Origin of the sequence: Methylobacterium sp. WSM2598, from assembly GCF_000379105.1 — a bacterium.
GTDB lineage: Bacteria > Pseudomonadota > Alphaproteobacteria > Rhizobiales > Beijerinckiaceae > Methylobacterium.
In genome coordinates this window covers 803,520-824,107 of sequence record NZ_KB900609.1, presented here as the reverse complement: position 1 = coordinate 824,107, position 20,588 = coordinate 803,520, and the positions used below count along the sequence as shown (strand labels likewise).

General features: G+C 68.6%; 15 protein-coding genes and 1 pseudogene. 7 read left to right on the top strand and 9 right to left on the bottom strand.

The window, feature by feature from the left end:
* Positions 1 to 3: 3 nt before the first annotated feature.
* From MET2598_RS0104000 to MET2598_RS35910, 4 genes are all read right to left on the bottom strand, one after another.
* Entirely contained in the window at positions 4 to 1,338 is a 1,335-nt protein-coding gene (locus tag MET2598_RS0104000; RefSeq protein WP_018259937.1) for an ABC transporter substrate-binding protein, read from the bottom strand.
* 65 nt (positions 1,339 to 1,403) lie between these two features.
* Positions 1,404 to 2,933 (bottom strand): citrate lyase subunit alpha, encoded by a 1,530-nt coding sequence (gene citF, locus MET2598_RS0103995; protein WP_018259936.1) that lies wholly within the window; start codon positions 2,931 to 2,933, stop codon positions 1,404 to 1,406.
* A gap of 410 nt (positions 2,934 to 3,343) precedes the next feature.
* A complete protein-coding gene (locus MET2598_RS0103990; protein WP_018259935.1) occupies positions 3,344 to 3,790 on the bottom strand; it encodes a hypothetical protein in 447 nt (148 codons plus the stop codon).
* A gap of 154 nt (positions 3,791 to 3,944) precedes the next feature.
* Positions 3,945 to 4,874 carry a LysR family transcriptional regulator gene (locus MET2598_RS35910; RefSeq protein ID WP_018259934.1) on the bottom strand — a complete coding sequence of 310 codons (930 nt, stop codon included), beginning with the start codon at positions 4,872 to 4,874 and terminating at the stop codon, positions 3,945 to 3,947.
* Positions 4,875 to 5,061: 187 nt separating this feature from the next.
* On the opposite strand from MET2598_RS35910, the gene MET2598_RS0103980 reads away from it, so the two are divergent.
* From MET2598_RS0103980 to MET2598_RS0103970, 3 genes are all read left to right on the top strand, one after another.
* Positions 5,062 to 6,504 carry an aldehyde dehydrogenase family protein gene (locus tag MET2598_RS0103980; protein WP_026190496.1) on the top strand — a complete coding sequence of 481 codons (1,443 nt, stop codon included), beginning with the start codon at positions 5,062 to 5,064 and terminating at the stop codon, positions 6,502 to 6,504.
* Between the two features lie 21 nt (positions 6,505 to 6,525).
* Positions 6,526 to 7,272 carry an SDR family oxidoreductase gene (locus MET2598_RS0103975; RefSeq protein WP_026190495.1) on the top strand — a complete coding sequence of 249 codons (747 nt, stop codon included), beginning with the start codon at positions 6,526 to 6,528 and terminating at the stop codon, positions 7,270 to 7,272.
* Between the two features lie 332 nt (positions 7,273 to 7,604).
* The gene (locus tag MET2598_RS0103970) at positions 7,605 to 9,116 is read left to right on the top strand and encodes a fumarate hydratase (RefSeq protein ID WP_018259931.1); all 1,512 of its coding nucleotides are present in this window, start codon (positions 7,605 to 7,607) and stop codon (positions 9,114 to 9,116) included.
* Positions 9,117 to 9,317: 201 nt separating this feature from the next.
* On the opposite strand, the gene MET2598_RS35905 is transcribed toward MET2598_RS0103970, so the two are convergent.
* Positions 9,318 to 9,905, bottom strand: a complete 588-nt coding sequence (locus MET2598_RS35905; protein WP_018259930.1) for a glutathione S-transferase family protein — start codon at positions 9,903 to 9,905, stop codon at positions 9,318 to 9,320.
* A 14-nt stretch (positions 9,906 to 9,919) separates the two neighbouring features.
* Positions 9,920 to 10,486, bottom strand: a complete 567-nt coding sequence (locus MET2598_RS35900; protein ID WP_442919002.1) for an ABC transporter substrate-binding protein — start codon at positions 10,484 to 10,486, stop codon at positions 9,920 to 9,922.
* Between the two features lie 95 nt (positions 10,487 to 10,581).
* On the opposite strand from MET2598_RS35900, the pseudogene MET2598_RS38560 reads away from it, so the two are divergent.
* Positions 10,582 to 11,752, top strand: a pseudogene (locus tag MET2598_RS38560) (IS3 family transposase).
* Here MET2598_RS38560 and MET2598_RS35895 read toward each other — a convergent pair.
* Complete coding sequence (locus MET2598_RS35895) at positions 11,735 to 12,370, bottom strand: ABC transporter substrate-binding protein (RefSeq protein WP_018259926.1); 636 nt, start codon at positions 12,368 to 12,370, stop codon at positions 11,735 to 11,737. The pseudogene MET2598_RS38560 and the gene MET2598_RS35895 sit on opposite strands and share 18 nt — an antisense overlap.
* A gap of 407 nt (positions 12,371 to 12,777) precedes the next feature.
* Here MET2598_RS35895 and MET2598_RS0103935 point away from each other — a divergent pair, with 407 nt between their 5' ends.
* Together MET2598_RS0103935 and MET2598_RS0103930 are read left to right on the top strand one after the other, a co-directional pair.
* Entirely contained in the window at positions 12,778 to 13,980 is a 1,203-nt protein-coding gene (locus MET2598_RS0103935) for an iron-containing alcohol dehydrogenase (protein WP_018259925.1), read from the top strand.
* Positions 13,981 to 14,984: 1,004 nt separating this feature from the next.
* A complete protein-coding gene (locus tag MET2598_RS0103930) occupies positions 14,985 to 16,178 on the top strand; it encodes an oxidoreductase (protein ID WP_012333655.1) in 1,194 nt (397 codons plus the stop codon).
* A 61-nt stretch (positions 16,179 to 16,239) separates the two neighbouring features.
* Here MET2598_RS0103930 and MET2598_RS0103925 read toward each other — a convergent pair whose 3' ends face one another.
* Together MET2598_RS0103925 and MET2598_RS35890 are read right to left on the bottom strand one after the other, a co-directional pair.
* Positions 16,240 to 17,460 (bottom strand): ABC transporter substrate-binding protein, encoded by a 1,221-nt coding sequence (locus MET2598_RS0103925; protein ID WP_026190492.1) that lies wholly within the window; start codon positions 17,458 to 17,460, stop codon positions 16,240 to 16,242.
* Positions 17,461 to 18,022: 562 nt separating this feature from the next.
* Positions 18,023 to 18,781 carry a class II aldolase/adducin family protein gene (locus tag MET2598_RS35890; protein ID WP_269083036.1) on the bottom strand — a complete coding sequence of 253 codons (759 nt, stop codon included), beginning with the start codon at positions 18,779 to 18,781 and terminating at the stop codon, positions 18,023 to 18,025.
* 693 nt (positions 18,782 to 19,474) lie between these two features.
* Between MET2598_RS35890 and MET2598_RS0103915 the strand changes: the two genes are divergently transcribed.
* A complete protein-coding gene (locus tag MET2598_RS0103915) occupies positions 19,475 to 20,380 on the top strand; it encodes a LysR family transcriptional regulator (protein WP_018259921.1) in 906 nt (301 codons plus the stop codon).
* Positions 20,381 to 20,588 lie beyond the last annotated feature (208 nt).

Genomic DNA, 20,588 nt, shown 5'->3' with positions numbered 1-20,588 from the left:
GGCCTACTTGAAGGCCAGCGCCTGCGGCACCTTGGCCACTACGTCGGGGGTCAGGGTCTTGAGCCAGTCCGCGCTTTTCTGGCCGACCGGCGTGGTGACGGTGTCGGCCGGGAACACCACCATGTCGGTGAGCACCGGGAACGGGTAGCGGTCGGAATGCAGCGTCGTGCCGATGAGCTGGTTCTCCAGCCCCTGCCCGTCCTCGCGGATGCGCACGCTCGCGGTCGGCGAGGGGAATTCGAGGCCCTTGAAGGCGGCGGCGAGTTCGGCGTCGGTGGGCCAGCCGCCGCCCTTGGCGGCGAGCGCCTTCTCGAGGCCGGCCTTCATGGCGGAGACGGCCTGCGCCATGTGGAAGCACGGATAGATCGGGTAGGCGTTGAAGCGGGTGCGGTAGCTCTCGGTGAAGCGCTTCAGGCGCTCCGGATCGCTCGGCGAGGGGTGCAGGAACCAGTGGTCGCCGCGGGCGCCGACGATCTGGCCGGCGGGCAGCGCCTTGCCGACCCGCTGCAGCGAGGATTCGGCGAGCGGCATCACGAAGGTCGAGCGCTCGAACAGCTTGCGGTCCGAGGCCTGCCGGATGAGGGCGTCGAGGTCGCCGCCCCAGGAGGTGGACAGCACGACCTCCGGCCGCAGGGCCAGCACGCGGGTGATCTCGGTCGAGAAGTCCGTGGCGCCGAAGCGCGGGAAGAGTTCGGCCGCGACCTTCACCCCCGGCTTCAGGGTGTTCATCGCCGTGCGGAAGATGTCCCAGGAATCGCGGCCCCAGGCATAGTCCTGGTTGATGACGGCGATCGACTTGAAGTCGGGCTTCACCTTCAGGAGGTAGAGGAGCGCGGACAGGATCTCCGGCGTCGCGTTGGCCTGGGTGCGGAAGGCGAAATTGTAGCGGTTGTCCTCGAAGATGCGCTGGGTGCCGCAATCCCACAGCAGGGTCGGCCGCTTCAGTTCGTCGGCGAGCGGCGCGCAGGCGATGCAGTCCGCCGACGAGATCGCCGCGAAGACGACGTGCACGCCCTCGCTCTGCACGAGGCGGCGGTACTCGCCGACCACGTGGTCGACGCCCGGGCCCTCGTCCACAAAGATCGGCCGCACCTTGATCCCGGCGATGCCGCCGGCCGCGTTGATCTCGTCGAACAGCATCTCGGCCGTCTGCCGGCCGGGCACGCCGAACACGCTCGCGGGGCCCGACAGGTAGGTGGCGATGCCGACCTTGATCTCGGCGGGCGGGGCGCCCTGCGCCTGCACGCTGCGGCCCGCGAGAACGAGGCCGCCCGCACCGATCGCCCCGAGCGCCGCCCGCCGCGTCAGCGACGCGCGCGCGTTGTCGCTACCCACCATCGCATCCTCCCTCTCGTCTTGTCTTTCACGCGGCGGTCCTCGGGACCGCCGTCGCCCACGCTATGTCAGTTGCGGCGCTGGCGCACGACGTCAGTCACCGTGCCGTCGCGGTATTCCACCAGCGCCACGATCCGCCCCTGCGGATCGACCTGCGGGCGCGGCGCCCCCTTCGTCCTGTCCGCCGCGAGGTCGCGCAACCGCGCGATGTCCACGAGGGGCAGGCCCGCGGCGGCGAGGCGCTCAGAGAGGTCCGCGCGCCGCGGGTTGACCGCCACGCCCGCCTCCGTGACGACGGCGTCCACCGTCTCGCCCGGCGTCGTCACGCACTCGACCGCGTCGACGATCTTCGGCGCGCCGCCCGCGGCGAGCTTGGTCGTGACGAGGGCGAGCTTGGCGCCGGCCGCCGTGTCGGCATGGCCGCCCGATCCGCCGATGATCGCGCCGCCGTTCACCGCCGTGACGTTGACGTTGAAGGCGAGGTCGATCTCGGCCGCGCCCATCACCATGCAGTCGAGGTGGTTGACGAGCGCCCCCTTCGAGGCCGGGTTGGCGTAGAGCGAGGCCGACATCGCCACGTGACCCCTGTCCTCCCGGTAGGAGGCGACCGCCGCGAGGTCGAAGCACTGCACGTCGAACAGCGTGCGGAAAAGGCCCTGTCGGAACATTGACACGATGCCCTGATGCACCCCGCCCGCCGCGAAGCTGCCGACCACGCCCTTGTCGCGCATGATCGCTGCGACGTCCTGCGCGACGGCGAGCGAGATCCCGCCCGCCCCGGTCTGGAACGAGAAGCCGTCGACGAGCAGGCCCGCGGCGTCGATGACCTTCGCGGCCGTCGCCGCGATGGAGAGCCCGACCGGATCCTCGGTGACGCGGGTCGTGCCCGACACGATCTTGGAGGCGTCCCCGATAGAGTCGACCGGCACGACGTAGTCGACGAGGTCCTGGGCGATGTCGATCGACGCGAGCGGATAGGGCGAGAGCGCGTCGGTGATCGCCACCACGCGGCCGGCGTGGCGGGCATCGACCATCGGGTAGCCGAGCGGCCCGCAGGCGGAGGGGCCATCGACCCCGTTGAGGTTGCCGTAGACGTCCGCGGCCGGCGCCGCCACGAAGGCGACGTCGATGGGGAGTTCGCCCGCCTCGATCGCGCGCGCCCGGCCGCCATGGGTCTGGAGGACCGCCGGGTTCGGCAATTCGCCCGCCGCGATCGCCTCGGCCACCGGACCGGTGACGTAGTTCGTCGCAAGGCGGGTGACGACGCCGCTGCGGATGTGCGCGACGAGGGGCGCGTGCACCGGAAACAGCGAACTCGCCGCCACCTGGATGTCGCGAAGGCCCAGGGCCGCGATCTCCTGCATCACCGCGCGCAGCACGTCGTCGCCGTTGCGCAGGTGGTGGTGGAACGAGACGGTCGCCCCGTCCTTCAGGCCGCAGGCGCGGATCGCCTCGCGGATCGAGGGCAGCACCTTGCCCTCGCCGGGGTGCTGGGCGCGGATGCGGGCGGCCGCGCGCAGGCTGTCGCGCGGGGCCGCGAAGGCGCCGCGGAACGGCCTGACCTTGCCGTAGCCTGCGATGAAGGAGGGTATCGACATCGGCTGATCCGTGCGGACGCGCGCGCTCGGAGCGCGGGAAGATCGAGGCTTGAGGGCGCCGCGTCCGGTGCGCTCGGAGCGCGGAACCTCCGCGCCGAATAGACGCGAGGGCGGGCCATCCGTCCAATACGCGGATCGGCGGCGCGCGATAACGACGGCTTATCAACCATCGCGGGGGCGGACGCCGATCGCGTGGCGATCAGGGGGCGCACCGCGGTCGAAGCTCGCCCGTCATGGCCGTTCCAATCGTGGCTTTCGCCCCTTCTCGGACCTTGAGAGCGTCTGCTTCCGGGGCATCGCGCTGAGGGCTGGAGCATCGTCCGACGAAGTGGATGCCGGCTCGGCGTAGAAAATGCCGCAACATCAACAACCTCGAGCAGGGTTCGGTTGCGGCTCGATCGAACCCCGCTCTAGAACTGGCCCACCGCCTCCGCGATGGCGCGGAACGGCAGCGGCTTCTGCAAACGGGCGGGGTCGGCCAAGTCCCCCGGGATCACGGCGGGATCGTACCCGGTCAGGAAGGGGGGCACGCCGCGCGCCTTGAGGACGTGTGCGGTCTCGCAGCTGGTCGCCGGCTGCGGTGCGTCCGTCTCCAGGATGCTCTCGCCCTCCTTGAGCGGGAACTCCAGGCGGCAGCGCGCACCCTCAGGGCCGATGGTGATCGTGCCGCGGCCGCTCAGTCCATAGGGGATGCGAGCCTCGATCAGCGCGCTGCCGAAGCCCCGGCGCGTCGAGGGATCTCGCGGCGGCGCCCCTTCCTCGATCCAGTCCAGGGCCAGCCACGGCCTGCTTTTCGATGGGCGTCGAACCGACTGATCCGGGATCCGCTGTGATCGAGCGGATCCCGGATCGGGCATGGATCATCGTGTCGCGAAATCGGGAGGTCCGCTTCCGGGCTCGGTGATCAGGGCGGCTCCCCACCCTCGGCAGCCCATCGCACGGTCGGGCTGAGCGGGTCCAGATCCCGACGCAATGTCCGACGACCCGGCCACCGCTGCATCGGCCGCCGCGCTACGTCCGCGCCGCGGCGACGATCTCGGCCGAGAGGGGATCGCGCATCGCCTCCTCCAGGCAGCGGATGAAGTTGCGCACCGCGGCGGTCATCAGGAGGTCGGGTCCGCGCACCAGGGCGAGGGAGGCCGTGGGGGCTGGCTCGGCGAGCCGCAGGTAGACGACGCCGGGCGCCCGGATCTGCCGCATCGAGGCGGGCACGAGGGCGACCCCGACGCCGGCCGCCACGAGGTTCACGGTCGAGGCCATCTGCGGGGCCTCCTGGACGATGCGCGGGCTGAAGCCCGCCCGGCCGCAGGCCGCCACGATGGCGTCGTAGAGGAGCCGCCCGTTCGCCCGCGGGTAGACGATGAATCGGTCGGCCGCGAGATCCGCGAGGTCGATGCGCCCCGCCCCGGCGAGGCGGTGCTTGGCCGGGAGCGCCGCCCAGAGCGGCTCCTCCGGGAGCGCCGTGCGGCGCAGGCCCTCGGTCTCGTCCTCCGCGGCGCGGATGAAGGCGAGCTGGATCACGCCCTCGCGCAGGCCGCGCAGGAGGACCGTGGTGACCTGCTCCTGCAGCGCGAGGTCCATGCCCGGATAGGCGTCGCGGAAACGCCCGATGGTGCCGGTCACGATCGGGTTGAACGAGGCCGAGGAGGTGAAGCCGATGCGCAGTTGCCCGAGTTCGCCCTTGGCGGCGCGCTTGGCCGCTGCGGCCCCCTCGTCGGCGGCGGCCAGCGCCGCCCGGGCATAGGGCAGGAAGGCGCGCCCCGCCTCCGTCAGTTCCACCCCGCGGGTCAGCCGGCGGAACAGCGGCGTGCCGAGTTCCTCCTCCAGCTGGCGGATCTGCTGGCTGAGCGCCGGCTCGGCGATGCCGAGCCGCTGGGCGGCCCGGGTGAAGTGGAGGTCCTCGGCGGCGGCGAGGACGGTGCGGATGTGCCGGAATTCCATAAGCCGGATGCATGGGCTCGGGACGCACGCCTTATTAGACCGTATCGCCCGACCGGGCTATGGTTCCCCTAAAGAGAGCCGCCGCAGACGGCACCCGGAGGAAACGCCGCCGTCCGCGTCGCCCCGACAGGCGCGCGGAGGGCGGGCGCCCGCCCGGCAAGGCTCTCGCCGCGAAGGAGCATCTGCCATGTCGAGACCCATGAACTTCATCGGTGGCGAGTGGACCCGCTCGTCCGGCGGGGCGGCCCTCGACGTCTTCGAGCCGGCGACCGGCGCGGTCATCGGCACGATCGCCGACAGCACGCCGGAGGATGTCGACCGCGCCGTCTCGGCGGCCCGCGAGGCCTTCGACCACGGCGCCTGGGGCCGGACCTCGGCCCTCGACCGCAGCCGCCTGCTGATCCGCCTCGGCACCCTGATCCAGCGCGACGCCGAGCGTCTCGCGGCCATCGAGGCGCGCGACACCGGCAAGCCCGCGAGCGTCGCCAAGGCCGACATCGCGGCGCTCGCCCGCTACTTCGAGTTCTACGGCGGGGCCGCCGACAAGCTGCACGGCGAGACCATCCCCTACCTCAACGGCTACTTCGTCACGGTCACGCACGAGCCGCACGGCGTCACCGGCCACATCCTGCCCTGGAACTATCCCGCGCAGATGTTCGGGCGGACGCTGGCCCCCGCGCTCGCGGTCGGCAACGCCACGGTGCTCAAGCCCGCGGAGGATGCCTGCGCGACGGCGCTCGCCCTCGCCGACCTCGTGACGGAAGCCGGCTTCCCGAAGGGGGCCGTCAACATCGTGACCGGCCGCGGGGCCGGCGCGGGCGCCGCGCTCGCCGCGCATCCGGGCGTCGACTTCGTGTCCTTCACGGGCTCGCCGGAGGTGGGGCAGATCATCCAGAAGCTCTGCGCCGACCACTTCATCACCTGCACGCTCGAACTCGGCGGCAAGTCGCCCCAGATCGTGTTCGCGGATGCCGACCTCGACGCGGCAATCCCGGTGATCGTCAAGGCGATCATCCAGAACAGCGGCCAGACCTGCTCGGCCGGCAGCCGTATCCTGATCGAGCGCAGCGCCTACGACGCGGTGGTCGGCCGGCTGAAGACCGCCTTCTCGGCGGTGCGGGTCGGCCCGCCCGAGATGGATCCCGATTGCGGCCCGATCATCACCGAGAAGCAGCGCAAGCGCGTCCAGGGCTTCATCGACCGCGCGGTGGCGGACGGCATCCCGGTGCTGGCGCAGGCCCAGATCGCCGAGGGCTCGCCGGCCGGCGGCTACTACGTGCGCCCGACCCTGTTCGGGCCGACCCCGCGCGACAACGCCATCGCCCGCGAGGAGGTGTTCGGGCCCGTCCTCGTGGCGCTGCCCTTCGACGACGAGGAGGACGCGGTGGCGCTCGCCAACGGCACCGATTACGGCCTCGTCGCCGCGGTCTGGACCCGCGATGGCGGGCGCCAGATGCGGCTGTCGAGGCGCGTGCGCACCGGCCAGATGTTCGTCAACTGCTACGGCGCGGGGGCGGGCATCGAACTGCCCTTCGGCGGCTCGGGCAAGAGCGGCCACGGGCGTGAGAAGGGCTTGGCGGCGCTGCACGACTTCAGCAAGACGAAGACGACCGTGTTCAACCACGGCTGAGGCATGAGGGAGGACGCGACCATGAGGCTTGGGAACAGAATCGCCGTGGTGACGGGCGCGGCGAGCGGGTTCGGCGAGGCGATCGCGCGCCTCTTCGTGGAGAACGGCGCGCGCGTCGCCATCGCCGACCTCAACGGCGAGAAGGCGGAGGCGGTGGCGCGCGCGCTCGACGAGGACCGGGCGATCGCGGTAAAGACCGATGTCTCGTCGCGGCCCGACATCGACCGGCTGCTGGGCGAGGTCTCCCGCCGCTTCGGCACGCCCGACATCATCGTCAACAACGCCGGCTACACGCACCGCAACCGGCCGCTCTTGGAGATCGACGAGGACACGTTCGACCGGGTCTTCGACGTCAACGTCAAGTCGATCTACCACATGGTCCAGGCGGCCGCGGGGGCGATGCGCGACAACGGCGGCGGGGTGATCCTCAACGTCGGCTCGACGGCGGGGATCCGGCCGCGGCCGGGCCTGACCTGGTACAACGCCTCGAAGGGCGCCGTGAACCTGATGTCGAAGTCGCTGGCGGTCGAACTCGCGCCCTGGAAGATCCGGGTCAACGCGATCTGCCCGGTGATGGGCGTGACCGGTATGCTGGAGGACTTCATGGGCGTGCCCGATACCCCTGAGAACCGCGCCAAGTTCATCGCCACGGTGCCGCTCGGGCGCCTCTGCGAGGCGCAGGACGTGGCCGAGGCCGCGCTCTACCTCGCGACGGCCGAGTTCATCACGGGCGTGGAACTGCCGGTGGACGGCGGGCGCACGGTGTGAGGCGCGCGCCAACCCTCCCCCTCGGCGGGGAGGGTGGCAAACGTGCGTGATCCGGGATCCGCTTGAACGAAGCGGGTCCCGGATCGCGAGCCCGCGCGGCGCCTGAGCGAAGCCGACATCCGCCTTGCCGAAAGGGGAGATGGCGAAGCCATCAACCGGATGTCGGATAAGCCGGGAGAGGGGCGGCGCGACGCCTCAGAACCCAGCGCCCATCATCGGCGCGTCCTGTCCGGAAACGTGGTTCTCCTCTCCCGCCCCGCCTCCGCGGGGCACCCTCCCCCCCTCGGTGGGGAGGGTCAGGCGCGGGTCCCGAAGACAGGAGAGCACCACCCATGCCCGTGATCCAGGCGGCCGATCTCACCGAGAGCGTGGCCGATGCGCTGCAATACATCAGCTATTACCACCCCCTCGACTACATCCAGGCGCTCGCCGAGGCCTACGGGCGCGAGGAATCGCCCGCCGCCCGGGACGCGATCGCGCAGATCCTGACGAACAGCCGGATGTCGGCGCAAGGCCACCGACCGGTCTGCCAGGACACCGGCATCGTCACGGTGTTCGTGAAGTGGGGCCAGGGCTGCACGCTCGCCGGCGGCGAGAGCCTTCAGGCGGTGATCGACGAGGGCGTGCGCCGCGCCTACCTCGACCCGGCGAATCCGTTGCGCGCCTCCATCGTCTCCGACCCGGCCTTCGGGCGGAAGAACACCCGCGACAACACCCCGAGCGTGCTCCACGTCGAGATGGTCCCGGGCGATCACGTCGAGGTGACGGTCGCGGCCAAGGGCGGCGGCTCGGAGAACAAGGCCAAGTTCAAGATGCTCAACCCGTCCGACTCGCTGGTCGAGTGGGTGCTGGAGACCGTGCCGACCATGGGCGCCGGCTGGTGCCCGCCGGGGATGCTGGGGATCGGGATCGGCGGCACGGCCGAGAAGGCCATGGTGATGGCCAAGGAATCGCTGATGGCGCCGATCGACATGGCGCAGCTCAAGGCGCGCGGTCCCGAAAACGACATCGAGGCCCTGCGCATCGAACTGCACGACAAGGTCAACGCGCTCGGCATCGGCGCGCAAGGGCTCGGCGGCCTCACCACCGTGCTCGACATCAAGATCCTCGACTGGCCGACCCACGCGGCCTCGAAGCCCGTGGCGATGATCCCGAACTGCGCGGCGACGCGCCACGCGCATGTCGTCCTCGACGGCTCCGGGCCGTCCTTCCTGCCGGCGCCCGACCTCGCCGCGTGGCCCGACGTCGAGTGGGCGCCCGACGCCAACGCGCGGCGCGTCGACCTCGACGCCCTCGACCCCGCCGAGGTCGCGACCTGGAAGGCGGGCGATCGGCTGCTCCTGTCCGGGCGCATGCTCACGGGCCGGGACGCGGCGCACAAGCGCATCCAGGACATGCTCAACCGCGGCGAGCCGCTGCCGGTCTCCTTCGAGAACCGCGTGATCTACTACGTCGGGCCGGTCGACCCGGTGGGCGACGAGGCAGTGGGTCCGTCCGGTCCGACAACCGCGACCCGCATGGACAAGTTCACCGACACGATGCTCGGCCTCGGGCTGCTGGCCATGATCGGCAAGGCCGAGCGCGGGCCGACCGCGATCGCGGCGATCAAGGCGCACCGGCGCGCCTACCTGAGCGCGGTCGGAGGGGCTGCCTACCTCGTCTCGCGGGCGATCCGTTCGAGCCGGGTGCTGGCCTTCGAGGATCTCGGCATGGAGGCAATCTACGAATTCGAGGTCAAGGACATGCCGGTGACCGTAGCGGTGACCGCGGACGGCGACAGCGTCCACGCCTCCGGTCCGCAGGCGTGGCGACGCCCGCCGATCCGGGCGATCGGCGCGGCGTGACGGACGGCTTGCGCGACAGGTGTTTCAAATCCCGCCCTCTGTGGGGGCGGGCTCATCGGCTGGACCGAACGGGAAGCGCCCGCGACCCTGGTGCTCGTCAATCGCCGGGTCGGCGAAAACGTCTCGTCAATGCGGAAGCCCGGCAGATCGGCGCGAAGCCGATCTGCCGGGCTTCTGCTTGTGACCGTCAGGAGGTTCGGCTCAAGCGCGGGGCGCCGTCTCCCGGACCGAGGGGCGGTCGGCATTCGCGTCGCGCAACGCCGCGAGCCGCGGGGCGAGGGCGCGCCACTCCTCGTTGGGGAAGCGGAACATGAGGTAGTCGAGGGCCGTCACCGCCGCGATGGCGGAGAGGTCGAACGGGCCCGAGGCGGGCAGCGCCGCGTCGAGCCGCTTCAGCCCCTCGCGCATGGTGCGGTAGCGCTTGATCCCGACCATCCCGGTATCGAAGTCCGGCGCGGACTTGCGGCCGATGATCACCGCCACGGCGGCGTCGAACACGCCCACCGCGAGCCCGGCGCAGGACAGGATCTCCGCCTCGACCGTGAACACGGCCGGCTCGGGGCGGATCGCGTCGAGGTGGCGCAGGATCAGGAGCGCCTCGGTGAGCCGCACGCCCTCGCGGGTGACGAGGGCCGGCACGCGGCCGGCCGGGTTGGCGTCGAGGTGGGCGGGATCGTCCGCCCAGGCGTCCACGAAGACGGTCTCGACCGTCTCCGCGAGGCCCTTCTCGATCAGGGCCATGCGCACGATGCGCACGAAGGGCGAGGTCGGGTTGGCGTAGAGCTTCATGACGTCTCTCCCGGTCAGCCGGTGGTCAGGGGGCAGCCGCTCTTCTCGGCGGGAGTGAACAGCGTCTCGCCGGGAATGGACTCGATGATCCGGTAGAGGTCGGCCTTCCCCTTCGACTCCTTGGGGCTCTTCACCTCGACGAGCTGCATGTCCATCACCACGCGGCCGTTCGCCTGGATGCGCGGGTTGCCGTAGAAGCCGTCGTCGATCGGAAGCTCCTTCATCACCTTGTTGACGACGGCGGCGTCGTCGGTCCCGGCCTTCTCGACCGCCCGGAGATAGTGGCGCACCGAGGAGTAGGCGGCGGCGTGGCCCATGGTCGGCACCACGTCGCCGTTGCGGGCCATCAGGCGCTTGGCCCAGGCGCGGCTCGCCTCGTTGGCGTCCCAGTAGAAGTTCACTGCCATGCGGATGCCCTGGGCCACGTCGAGGCCGAGCGCCACCGTGTTGTTGGTGAAGACCAGCATCGCCACCACCTTCGAGGTGATGCCGAATTCCCGCGCCTGCTTGATCGTGTTGACGAGGTCCGGCCCCGCATTGGCGAGCCCGATCACGTCCGCGCCGGAGGCCTGCGCCTGGATGAGCTGCGAGGAGAGGTCGGTGGCGCCGAGCGGGTGGCGGATTGGACTTGCTTCGGGAAAGTGGAGAGCTCTTTCCGTGAGGGAGGAGGTTCCCGATGCGAGAACCGAAGAAGCGCTTCACCCCTGAGTTTCGCGCCGAAGCCGTGCGCCTTGCTCACACGAGCGGGCGCAGCCGCCGAGAGGTCGCCGAGGATCTCGGCATCGGCCTCTCGACGTTGCGCCACTGGATCGACGGACAGCGCGATCGCGAGATGGAGGCGCCGCCCTCCGACCGCCAGGAGGACATGGCCGCCGAGCTGAAGCGGCTGCGGCGGGAGAACGAGGTGTTGCGCCAGGAACGCGAGATCCTGAAGCGGGCCACGGCTTTTTTCGCCAAGGAGGGAAGTCGATGAGGTTCCAGCTCATCGATGCGGCGAAGAAGGACTTCCCGGTCGCGCGTCTGTGCAAGCTCCTGGATGTCAGCCCGAGCGGCTACTTCGCCTGGAAGAACCGGCCCGCGTCGCGCCGTCAGCGCGAGGACCTCGTGCTGCTCGCCCACGTCCGCTCGGCCTTCGCGCTCTCACACGAGACCTATGGCAGCCCGCGCATGACGCACGAGCTGCGCGAGCAAGGGCTTGGCGTGGGCCGGCGCCGCACGGCGCGGCTGATGCGGGAGAGCGGGCTCAAGGCTCGCCAGCCGCGCCGCTTTCGGCGCACCACCGACAGCCAGCATGCCTTCCCGGTCGCGCCCAACCGGCTCGACCAGGATTTCACCGCCGCAGAGCCCGACGAGAAGTGGGGGGCTGACATCTCCTACATCTGGACACGGGAGGGGCTGGCTTTATCTGGCGGGTGGTGATCGATCTTTATGCCCGGCGGGTCGTCGGCTGGGCAGCTGGCGACCGGCTGCACAAGGAATTGGCCCTGACTGCCTTGCGTCGCGCTTTGGTTGTGCGACGGCCGGCAGCTGGTCTGGTGCATCATTCGGATCGAGGTAGTCAGTATTGCTCGAACGAGTACCAGGCTGAACTACGAAGCCGCGGGATCACCATTTCGATGTCTGGCAAGGGCAACTGTTATGACAATGCGATGGTCGAGAAGTTCTTCAAGACGCTGAAAAGCGAGATGGTCTGGCGCACCGTCTTCTACACGCGTGCCGAGGCGACCGAAGCCCTGGCCCGCTACATCGATGGCTTCTACAATCCCTGCCGGCGCCATTCCGCGCTCGGCTTCGTCAGCCCTGTCCGGTTCGAGAGGCGGGGCACCTGTTCAACCGCTCTCTACTAAACCGAAGCAAGTCCAGATCTCGCCGACGACGGTGCCGCCCGCGGCCTTCACGGCCTTGCCCGCATCGGCCGCGAGACCCTGGCCGAACACGTAGTCGGCGGTGATGAAGTACCAGCTCTTGCCGCCGACCTGCACCACGGCGCCCGCGACCGCCTTGGCGAGTTCGCCCGTCGAGGGCACCCACTGCGTGCCGTAGGGCGAGCAGCCCGCGCCCGAGAATTGCGAGGCGTAGCCGCCGGTCACGAGCGTCGTGATCCTGCGGTCCTTGGCGTAGGACTGGACGGCGAGGCCCACCGAACTCGCGCCCCCGAGCACGAAGGCCGTGACGCCGCGCTGGTCGACGAGCTGCCGGGCGAGGCCGGAGCCGATGTCGGGCTTGTTCTGATGGTCGACGCCGATCACCTCGATCGGCCGCCCGAGCACCTTCCCGCCGAAATCCTCCGCCGCCATCTGGGCGGCCAGCACCATGTTCGGGCCGCCGTTGCCGGAATACATCCCCGACAGGTCCTCGATCACGCCGATGCGCAGGGGCGTCTCGGCGGCGACGGCCGGTGCGGCGAGGAGCGTGGCGAACAGGCCGGCGACGGCGAGGCGTCGCGTGACGGGCGGGCAAGGCATCGGGGTTTCCTCGGGGTCGGCATCGGCCGTTGCGAGCCCGGTGCGGGCGTCGGAGCGATGCTCGTGGATCGCAGCGATGATCGCCGCGCGGCGCCATCCGCGTCCAATAGCGCTCACCCCGGTCTTCCATCGTTGCTGCTTATGGCGCCGCGTGATCTTGGCGTGTGATCTTGGCGTGTGATCTTGGCGTGTGATCTTGGCCTGTGATCTCGGCCCGAGATCTCGACCGCGGCTCAGATCCGGGCACCGGCGCCCCATAGGCCCCGATTATGGATTTATCCTGCGGTTACTATTGGACGCGGCGCCCGCGGGCCGTCACCACCGGAGGGGCGCCGGCCGGTCCGGACCGCGCCGCGAGGGTGCGAAGCGCCCCGCCCCCGAGGAGACGCCCCCGAGGAGACGCCCGCATGATCACCAGCTTCTACATGCCGACCCGGATCGTGGCCGGCCAAGGCGCGCTCGCGACCGTCGGCAGTCTCGCCCGCGACCTCGAGATGACGCGGGTGCTCGTGGTGTCCGATCCCGTCATCTCGGCGCAGGGCTTCCACGCCGACGCCCTCGCGGCCCTGGCGCAGGCGGGAATCGCGATCGAGCGCTTCGACGAATGCGGCATCGACGCGCGCTGCTCGCACATCGACCAGCAGGGCGAGCGGGTGCGCCGCGCCGGCATCGACGGGGTCGTGTGCATCGGCGGCGGCTCGGTGATGTGCACCGGCAAGGGCATCGCCATCGTGGCGACGAACCGCAAGCCGATGGCGGAATGCACCGGCATCGGCCGCTTCGACCGCAAGGCGCTCCCGATGATCATGGTGCCGACCACGGCGGGCTCGGGGTCGGAGGTCTCACAATGGACCATCGTCAAGGACGAAGAGCGCCACCTCAAGCTCCTCGGCGGCGGCCCCCTGAGCTTCCCGGACGCGGCGATCCTCGATCCCGTGACCTTACGCTCGCTGCCGATGCACGTGGCGGCGCTGCCCGCGGTCGACGCGCTCACCCACGGGGTCGAGGCGTACCTCAGCGGCATCGCTTCGCCGCTCACCGACGCGGTGGCGCTCGCCGCCGTGCGGCTGCAGCACGGCTCCCTGCGCGCCTCGATCAACGCCGACGACGACCGCGCCCGCGAGGACAACCTCGTGTCCTCCTGCATGGCCAACATCGCCTGCGGCAATGCCCGGCTCGGCCACGGCCACGCGCTGTCGCTGCCGCTCGAAGGCCATCTCGACCTGCCCCACCCCTACGGCGTGGGCGTGTTGCTGCCGCACGTGATCACCTTCAACCTCGCGGTGCTGCCCGCCAAGGTGAAGCCGCTCGCCGAGGCACTGGAGGTCGAGACCGCGGGGCTCTCCCGCCAAGAGACGATCGCGGCCTGTGCCGACGCGGTCCGCGCGCTCTACGCCGATATCGGCTTCCCGGAGCGCTTCACGCCCGCGCAGCTGCCGCGGGAGCGGGTGCGCGAGATGGCGCTCCGCGCCGTGCCGGGCCTCTATGCCGGCATCGCCGCCAAGGACTTCGACCCGGCGAGCGCGAGCGACCGCACACTCATCGCGAGCCCGGCGGCCCGGCGGATGACGGTCCGCCAAGCCGAGGAGATCCTGGAGCGCTGCCTGTAGCGCGGGCCGCCGCCGGGGACGCGGCGCGCCGTCAGCGCGCCACGGTCGTGCGGCCGCCCGCCCCTGCCGGCGCCGGTCGCCGGGGTGGCGTTCCAGAACAAGGCCGTGGTCTAGAGCAGCACCCGATCACGTTGCAATCGGGGACTGCTCTCGGTCTTTGATCTTGCCGCATTTTCTGCGACGAACCGGCATCCACTTCGTCGGAAAATGCTCTAGTCCGCTGTTCGCCTCGAAGCGGACCCACGAGGCGGGCCTGCGGAATGCCGGCAAGCGTCACGTGCTCCCGTAAGCCGCGATGATGTCGGAGAGCCGTGCTTCCGGCGGGCCTGAGCTTTGGAAGGGGAGGGGAGGTCCTCGGGTCGACCGGGTGCAGCCGAGAATGAGAGCTGCGCCCAGCACTCGCCGGTTCGGCAACGCGCCTTCCCGGACCTTCGACCCATGCCGCCGGAATGGCCGCTCGACAGCTGACAACGGACCTTCGTGGTGCCTTCGTGGTGATCGCCCCGCTGGCGCTCCCGCCGATCCGCGAAGGCGGGGGTTATGAAACCAGCTCCCAGGTCGGCTGGCTCACAGAAAGGGGTATTGCGGCTGAATTGTCGAAGCGTCCGCCGCTCTCCAAGTGATTTTATCTGCCCAGAGACCGGAGCAGATCATCGAACGTATGTGCGGTGCCGGCATGGACGTTGGCTTCTCCGAAACGCTCAAAATGCTCAGTTGAAGGACTGCTGATCTCCACCAGCGGCCGGCTGTCGCCGCCATACGTGCCGATCTGCACATGGACTCAGGCCGGCGCGTAACCCTCATCGCCAGCGCCCTCCAGACCTCACCAGCACGCCACTGTATACCTGCAGAAATGGCAGCAGTGCTAATCCTGCATTGTGTTTCGTCTCGACAGTTCATGTGATGGAAGCGATACAGGCAGGACACGACGAGGGACGAGTTTCGCTATCACTCCGTGCCTGCTCGGGTATAACTCGGGCGCTGATCCGTCGGACGGAGTTCTCATGCCTGACCTCTTTTCGCCGTTCATGCTCAAGGATGTCACGCTGCGCAACCGCATCGTCATGTCTCCCATGACGATGTACCGCTCGCCGCCTGACGGCACGGTGACGGACTTCCACCTCATGCTGATCGGCTCGCGGGCCGCGGGCGGCTTCGGGTTGGTGTTTCCGGAACAGATCGCCATTCAGCCCGACGGCCGCACGTCGACGCACTGCGCCGGCCTGTGGGACGATGCACAGATCGACGGCCTGCGGCGCATCAACCGTCTCGTCAAGGACATGGGCGCGGTGCCTGCGATCCAGCTCGGGCATACCGGCCGCAAGGGCAGCGAGAACCGGCCCTGGGACAAACCCCGCCAGCAATACGCCCCCGATCATCCCGAGGGGTGGCAGGTGCGCGGCCCCTCCGCCGTGCCCTACGGCGGCCGCTTCCACCACCCCGTGCAGGAAATGTCCGTGGCCGAGATCCACGAAGTCCATGCGAGCTACGCGTCCGCCGCGCGCCGCGCCGCCGAGGCGGGATTCGAGTGGCTCGAGCTGCACTTCGCGCACGGCTATCTCGGCGCGAGCTTCTTCTCGCCCATCGCGAACAAGCGGACCGACGCCTATGGCGGATCGCTCGAGAACCGCGTCCGCTTCCACCTCGAAGCGATCGACGCGGTCAAGGCGGTCTGGCCGGAGCGCTTGCCCTTGACGATGCGCCTCGGCTCCGACGACCTGAACGAAGAGGGCGTTCAGTTCGACGAGTCCGTCGTCGCGGTGGGCTGGATGAAGGAGCGCGGGCTCGACTTCGCGGACCTGTCCATCGGTCTCAACACGGATGACATGAGGGCGCCGCCGTTCAAGCAACTCGCTTTCATGGTGGAGCGTGGCGCGCGCGTTCGACGCGAGTGCGGCATCCCCGTGGGCGTGAGCTGGAACCTCGGCGTTCCCGCGGAGGCCGACCGCGTGATCCGCGACGACCTGATCGACCTCGTGTTCATCGGGCGCCCGGCACTCGCCAACCCCCACTGGCCGGTCTGGGCCGCGCGCGAACTGGGACACCCCGATCCGTTCTCGCTCGTGCCGGAGGATTGGGCGTGGTGGCTGCGGAACTTCCGCGCGAGTTCCGAGGCCATCGGTTGGCCGCCCTTACCGAGCCCTCCCGTCGATCCGACGTCTCCCGCTCAGCGCGGCTCCGTCGCGCGCTCCGAGTAATCCGTCAGTCTCGGACGGCCGCGCCGCCCCTGGCGCCGATGGCGCCCGTCCGGACGGGACCTTACGGCTTCGTCACGAGCGGGCACTTGCTCTTGGAGAGGGGCTGGAAGGCTTCGTCGCCCGGAATCGTGGCCAGCACCTTGTAGTAGTCCCACGGAGCCTTGGACTCGCCCGGCTTCTTCACCTGGACCAGGTACATGTCGTGCACCATGCGCCCGTCGGCGCGGACCTTGCCGCTCTCCGTGAACATGTCCGCGATCGGAAGCTCCTTCATCTTGGCGGCGACGGCCTTGCCTGCATCCGTGCCGGCGGCCTCGACCGCTTTCAGGTAGTTGGTGACCGCGGAATACGCGCCCGCCTGAATCTGAGACGGCATCTGCTTCGTGCGCTCGAAGAAGCGTTTCGACCAAGCGCGCGTCTCTGGCGTGCGGTCCCAATAGAACCCGGTGACGAAGGTGAGATTCTGCGCCTCCTGCAGGCCGAGCGAATGGACGTCTTGGATGTACATCAGGAGCGGCACCACGCTTTGAGTCGTGGTCAGCCCGAACTCGCGCGCTGCTTTGATGGAGTTCACCGTGTCCGAGCTGGCATTGCCCAGCGCGATCACGTCCGCCTTCGAGGCCTGGGCCTGCAGCAGAAACGACGAGAAATCAGGGGAATTGAGCGGGTGAAAGACTGTGCCGACGAGCTTCGCGCCCGCCTCTTCGGTAAACTCCTTGAGCGCGCCGGCCACCCCTTTGCCGTAGGCGTAGTCAGCGGCGAGAACGAACCACTTCTTCTTCCCGAGTTCGCTCATCGACTTCACGACGCCATGCGCTGCCGAATACGTGTCGTAAACGTAGTGGATCGAATTGGGCGTGCAATTCTCGTTCGTCATGATCAACGAGGCGGTGCCCGTCATCAGGGTCAGCCGATTTCGTTCTACGGCCAAATTGTTAACGGCGAGTGCCACGGACGTGTTGTTGAGGTCGACGACGGCATCAACCCCCTCGCGGTCGAACCAGTTGCGAGCGATGCCCGCGCCGGTGTCCGCCTTGTGCTGATGATCGGCCGATACGATCTCGATAGGCCTGCCGAGAACCTTGCCGCCGAAGTCTTCGACAGCCATGCGGGTCGCCTCGACGGAGCCCTTCCCGCCCACGTCGGCATACGGACCGGACATGTCGGTAAGGACGCCAATCACGACCTTGCCGTCTGTCAAATCCGCGGCGAGGGCCGGTGCGCTTGCGAGCGGGTTCAACGCCAGGCACAGCGCGCTGGCGACCAGTCCTGCGGTTTTCATCGAGGTGCCCCTGTCATTTGGCGTGAAACCGCCTTGGTCGACATCGCGCGCCGCGCGTTGGCTGTCGCGAGGGTGGCGAGCACGTCCGAGTGCGCTCCCACATCTTGTATGTTGCAAATCAGTGATCGCACCCAGAGGCGAGATCCGGGGCTGGCCGACATGCGCGATCTCGATCCGAAAGGATCCGCTTCCCCCCCTCTTGCGGCGCTTCGTGTTGTCCGACTCACGTTGGCTGCCTGCTCAATCACGTTCACCTCCGCGAGCCGAACGCCGCGGTCTTCGTCACTGGAATTTATCGTCGAGCCACTCCGTGCACTCGGGCGCGTTGCACTTGACGCAGCCAAACCAAGCATTCGTCAGGACCGTCAGTCAGAAAATTCTGGCAGCTACTCATTTCAGTATTTTCCAAGGATTTAAATTCTCGGATGACCAGCAGATTTTATCCCGAAGCCGTATGCATTACATTTTTGGTGTACTTCCAACTGTGAAACTGGGATCGGTCCGCAGACCGATCCCATGGCTTCATCATCGAGGCAGTTCGGAGTGCGCCGTGCCGCGCCCCTCACTCGAACATATCTGGCTGCGTCTCGGCGATGTGGCTGTACAGCGTCTGGAAATGCAGCCAGCCAATGTAGTCGCTCCCGACGTGCTCACGGCTATAGCGGGCGGTCTTCTCCGACAGCACCTGCGGCTTGATCCCGGTGGCTTCGATCAGGAGTTGCTGCTGACAGGCCCGCTCCAAGGCGATGAACCAGAAGGCCGCATCATCGATGCTGTGGCGACTGCAGGTGAGCAGGCCATGGTTCTGATGCAGCACGCCACGATTGAGCCCGATTTGCTGAGCAACCGAAAGTCCACTCTTCTCTTCAACCGCTACAGCGCCCGCCGAAGCGCCGATCACCGCGTGGCTGTTGTAGAAAGCAGCCGCATCTTGGCTGATCATATCCAGCGGGCGGCCCGTGGCGCACCAAGCCGTGCCGTAGGTCGTGTGCGCGTGGCACATCGCCATCACGTCGGGATACTCTTCGTGCACGGCGGCGTGCAGGACAAAACCGGCGCGGTTGATCGCGTGGCGGCCTTCGACGACGCGGCCCTTGTGGTCGGCCAGGATGAGGTTGGACATCCTCACCTGGGAGAAGTGCACGCACATCGGGTTGGTCCAGTACAACTCCGGGCGCTCGGGGTCGCGGACCGTGAGGTGCCCGGCGAAGCCGTAGTCGAAGCCGTGCATCGCGAAAGCGCGGCAGGCTGCAACGAGGTGTTTCTTGCGGTACTCGCGCTCCTCAGCGTAGCTGGCGAATTCCGGCACATCCGGAAAGATCAGGTCGGCCTGCTCAGGCTAATAGATCGAGGTTCTCTTGCGGCCGGCGCTGTCGTTCGGCAGATCGATGGCGATGTTTTGGTCGGAATGATCGTCAAGCATGAGAAATCCTTTCGTCGGTGTATGGGAGAGGGATCGGCATCAGCGGTTGGCGGGGCGCTAATCGCGCAATACAGAAATATCTCTGGCCCGCGGAAATCCTATCCGAGAGCCGCGACGGCTTTGACCGTTACTCCGTCGGTGTGAAGCGAGAAGACTCTTCGCCTCTGCTTCTTTGAGATCCTCCTTGGCGAACAGCCCGGTCGACAGGAGGTGAAGGTGATGGTGACGAACAAGGGCGGATGCAGGTGTGATTGATCCCAGCCGAGGCAGGCATACGCCTCGGCAGCATCACCGGGATGCCCGTGGCGCGGGCGATCAGCCCACCAAGTGCATGGAGCCACACGTGCCGGCGCCGATCAGGCCGACCCGGACAGCCCGGCCTTCGCTGGCACGCCACTGCGGCTTGAAGAACGAAGCCATGTCGCGACGTCCCTGAGGGGCGCGGTCGGTCCGATCTCGGGTCCGGTCCCCGCCGCGGTTGCATTCTTTCGCGAGATCGTCGTTAGCATTCGATTCCGTGCACGCCCATGCGAAGAAACGCAAAGGCGCCGTGCACGAATGCGCATTCCTCGACGCGGCGGTCCGAGAGCGATGTCCGACTTCGACTGGAACGACCTGCGGGCCTTTCTGGCGGTTGGCCGGGCAGGGCGACTGACGGTCGCCGCGCAGCGCATGGGGATTGATCACTCGACCCTGAGCCGCCGCCTCTCCGCCCTGGAGAGCGCCCTCGGTACGCGCCTGTTCGAACGCCGCCCGTCAGGCTTCGTCCTGACCAGTGACGGCGAGCGGCTGCTCGGCGATGCGGAGCGGATTGAGAATGTGGCGATCACCCTGCGCTCGCGCCTGGACGAGGCCTCTCACCAGGTGAGTGGCACCGTGCGGGTCGGCACCCCCGAGGCCTTCGGAACCACCTTCCTCGCGCCACGCCTCGCCCAGCTCTCCGCCTCCCAGCCGACGCTCGAGATCGAACTCGTGGCCAATCCGCGGAGCTTCAGCCTGTCGAAGCGCGAAGCCGATCTCGCCGTCACCCTGACTCGACCGGAGACCGGCCGGCACTTCGCCCGCAAACTCGTCGATTACGCGCTCGGCCTCTACGCGGCGCGCAGCTACGCGGAGGCTGCGGAGGCGATCCGCACGGTGGACGACCTGCATCGCCACCGCTGGGTCGGGTACGTCGAGGATCTGCTCTGGACGAGTGAACTCAACTATCTCCCACAGGTCTCGTCCGCGATCCACCCGCAGGCGCGGATCTCGAATGTCATTACTCAGATGGAGGCGGTGCGCGGGGGAGCGGGCCTTGGCATCCTGCCGCACTTCCTGGCCCGCGGCCACCCGGACCTCATCGCCGTCCTTCCGCAGGAGGTGCGGATCGTTCGGGCCTACTGGCTCATCGCTCATGCGGATACTCGCGACCTTCCGCGAGTCAGGCTGGTCTCGGAGTTCCTGACTCGGCAGGCCGAGGCCGCTGGCGATGCCTTCTGGCTGGCCGCACCATAGGGCCAAGCCTAGGCAGGCGTTGGGCAGGGATCTCCACCGACTGCGCTCGGCTCTCCTCCACGCCCATGAGCCATCGGCGGTAGGCCTGGATCGTCTGCCGCGCACCACCGACGCGCCGGACGCCAGAGACCCGCCAGGTGCCCGGTGACGGGGAACCAAAGCCATACTTCAGGGCGGACCACTCCGATGGGGGCTGATCAAGACGGCA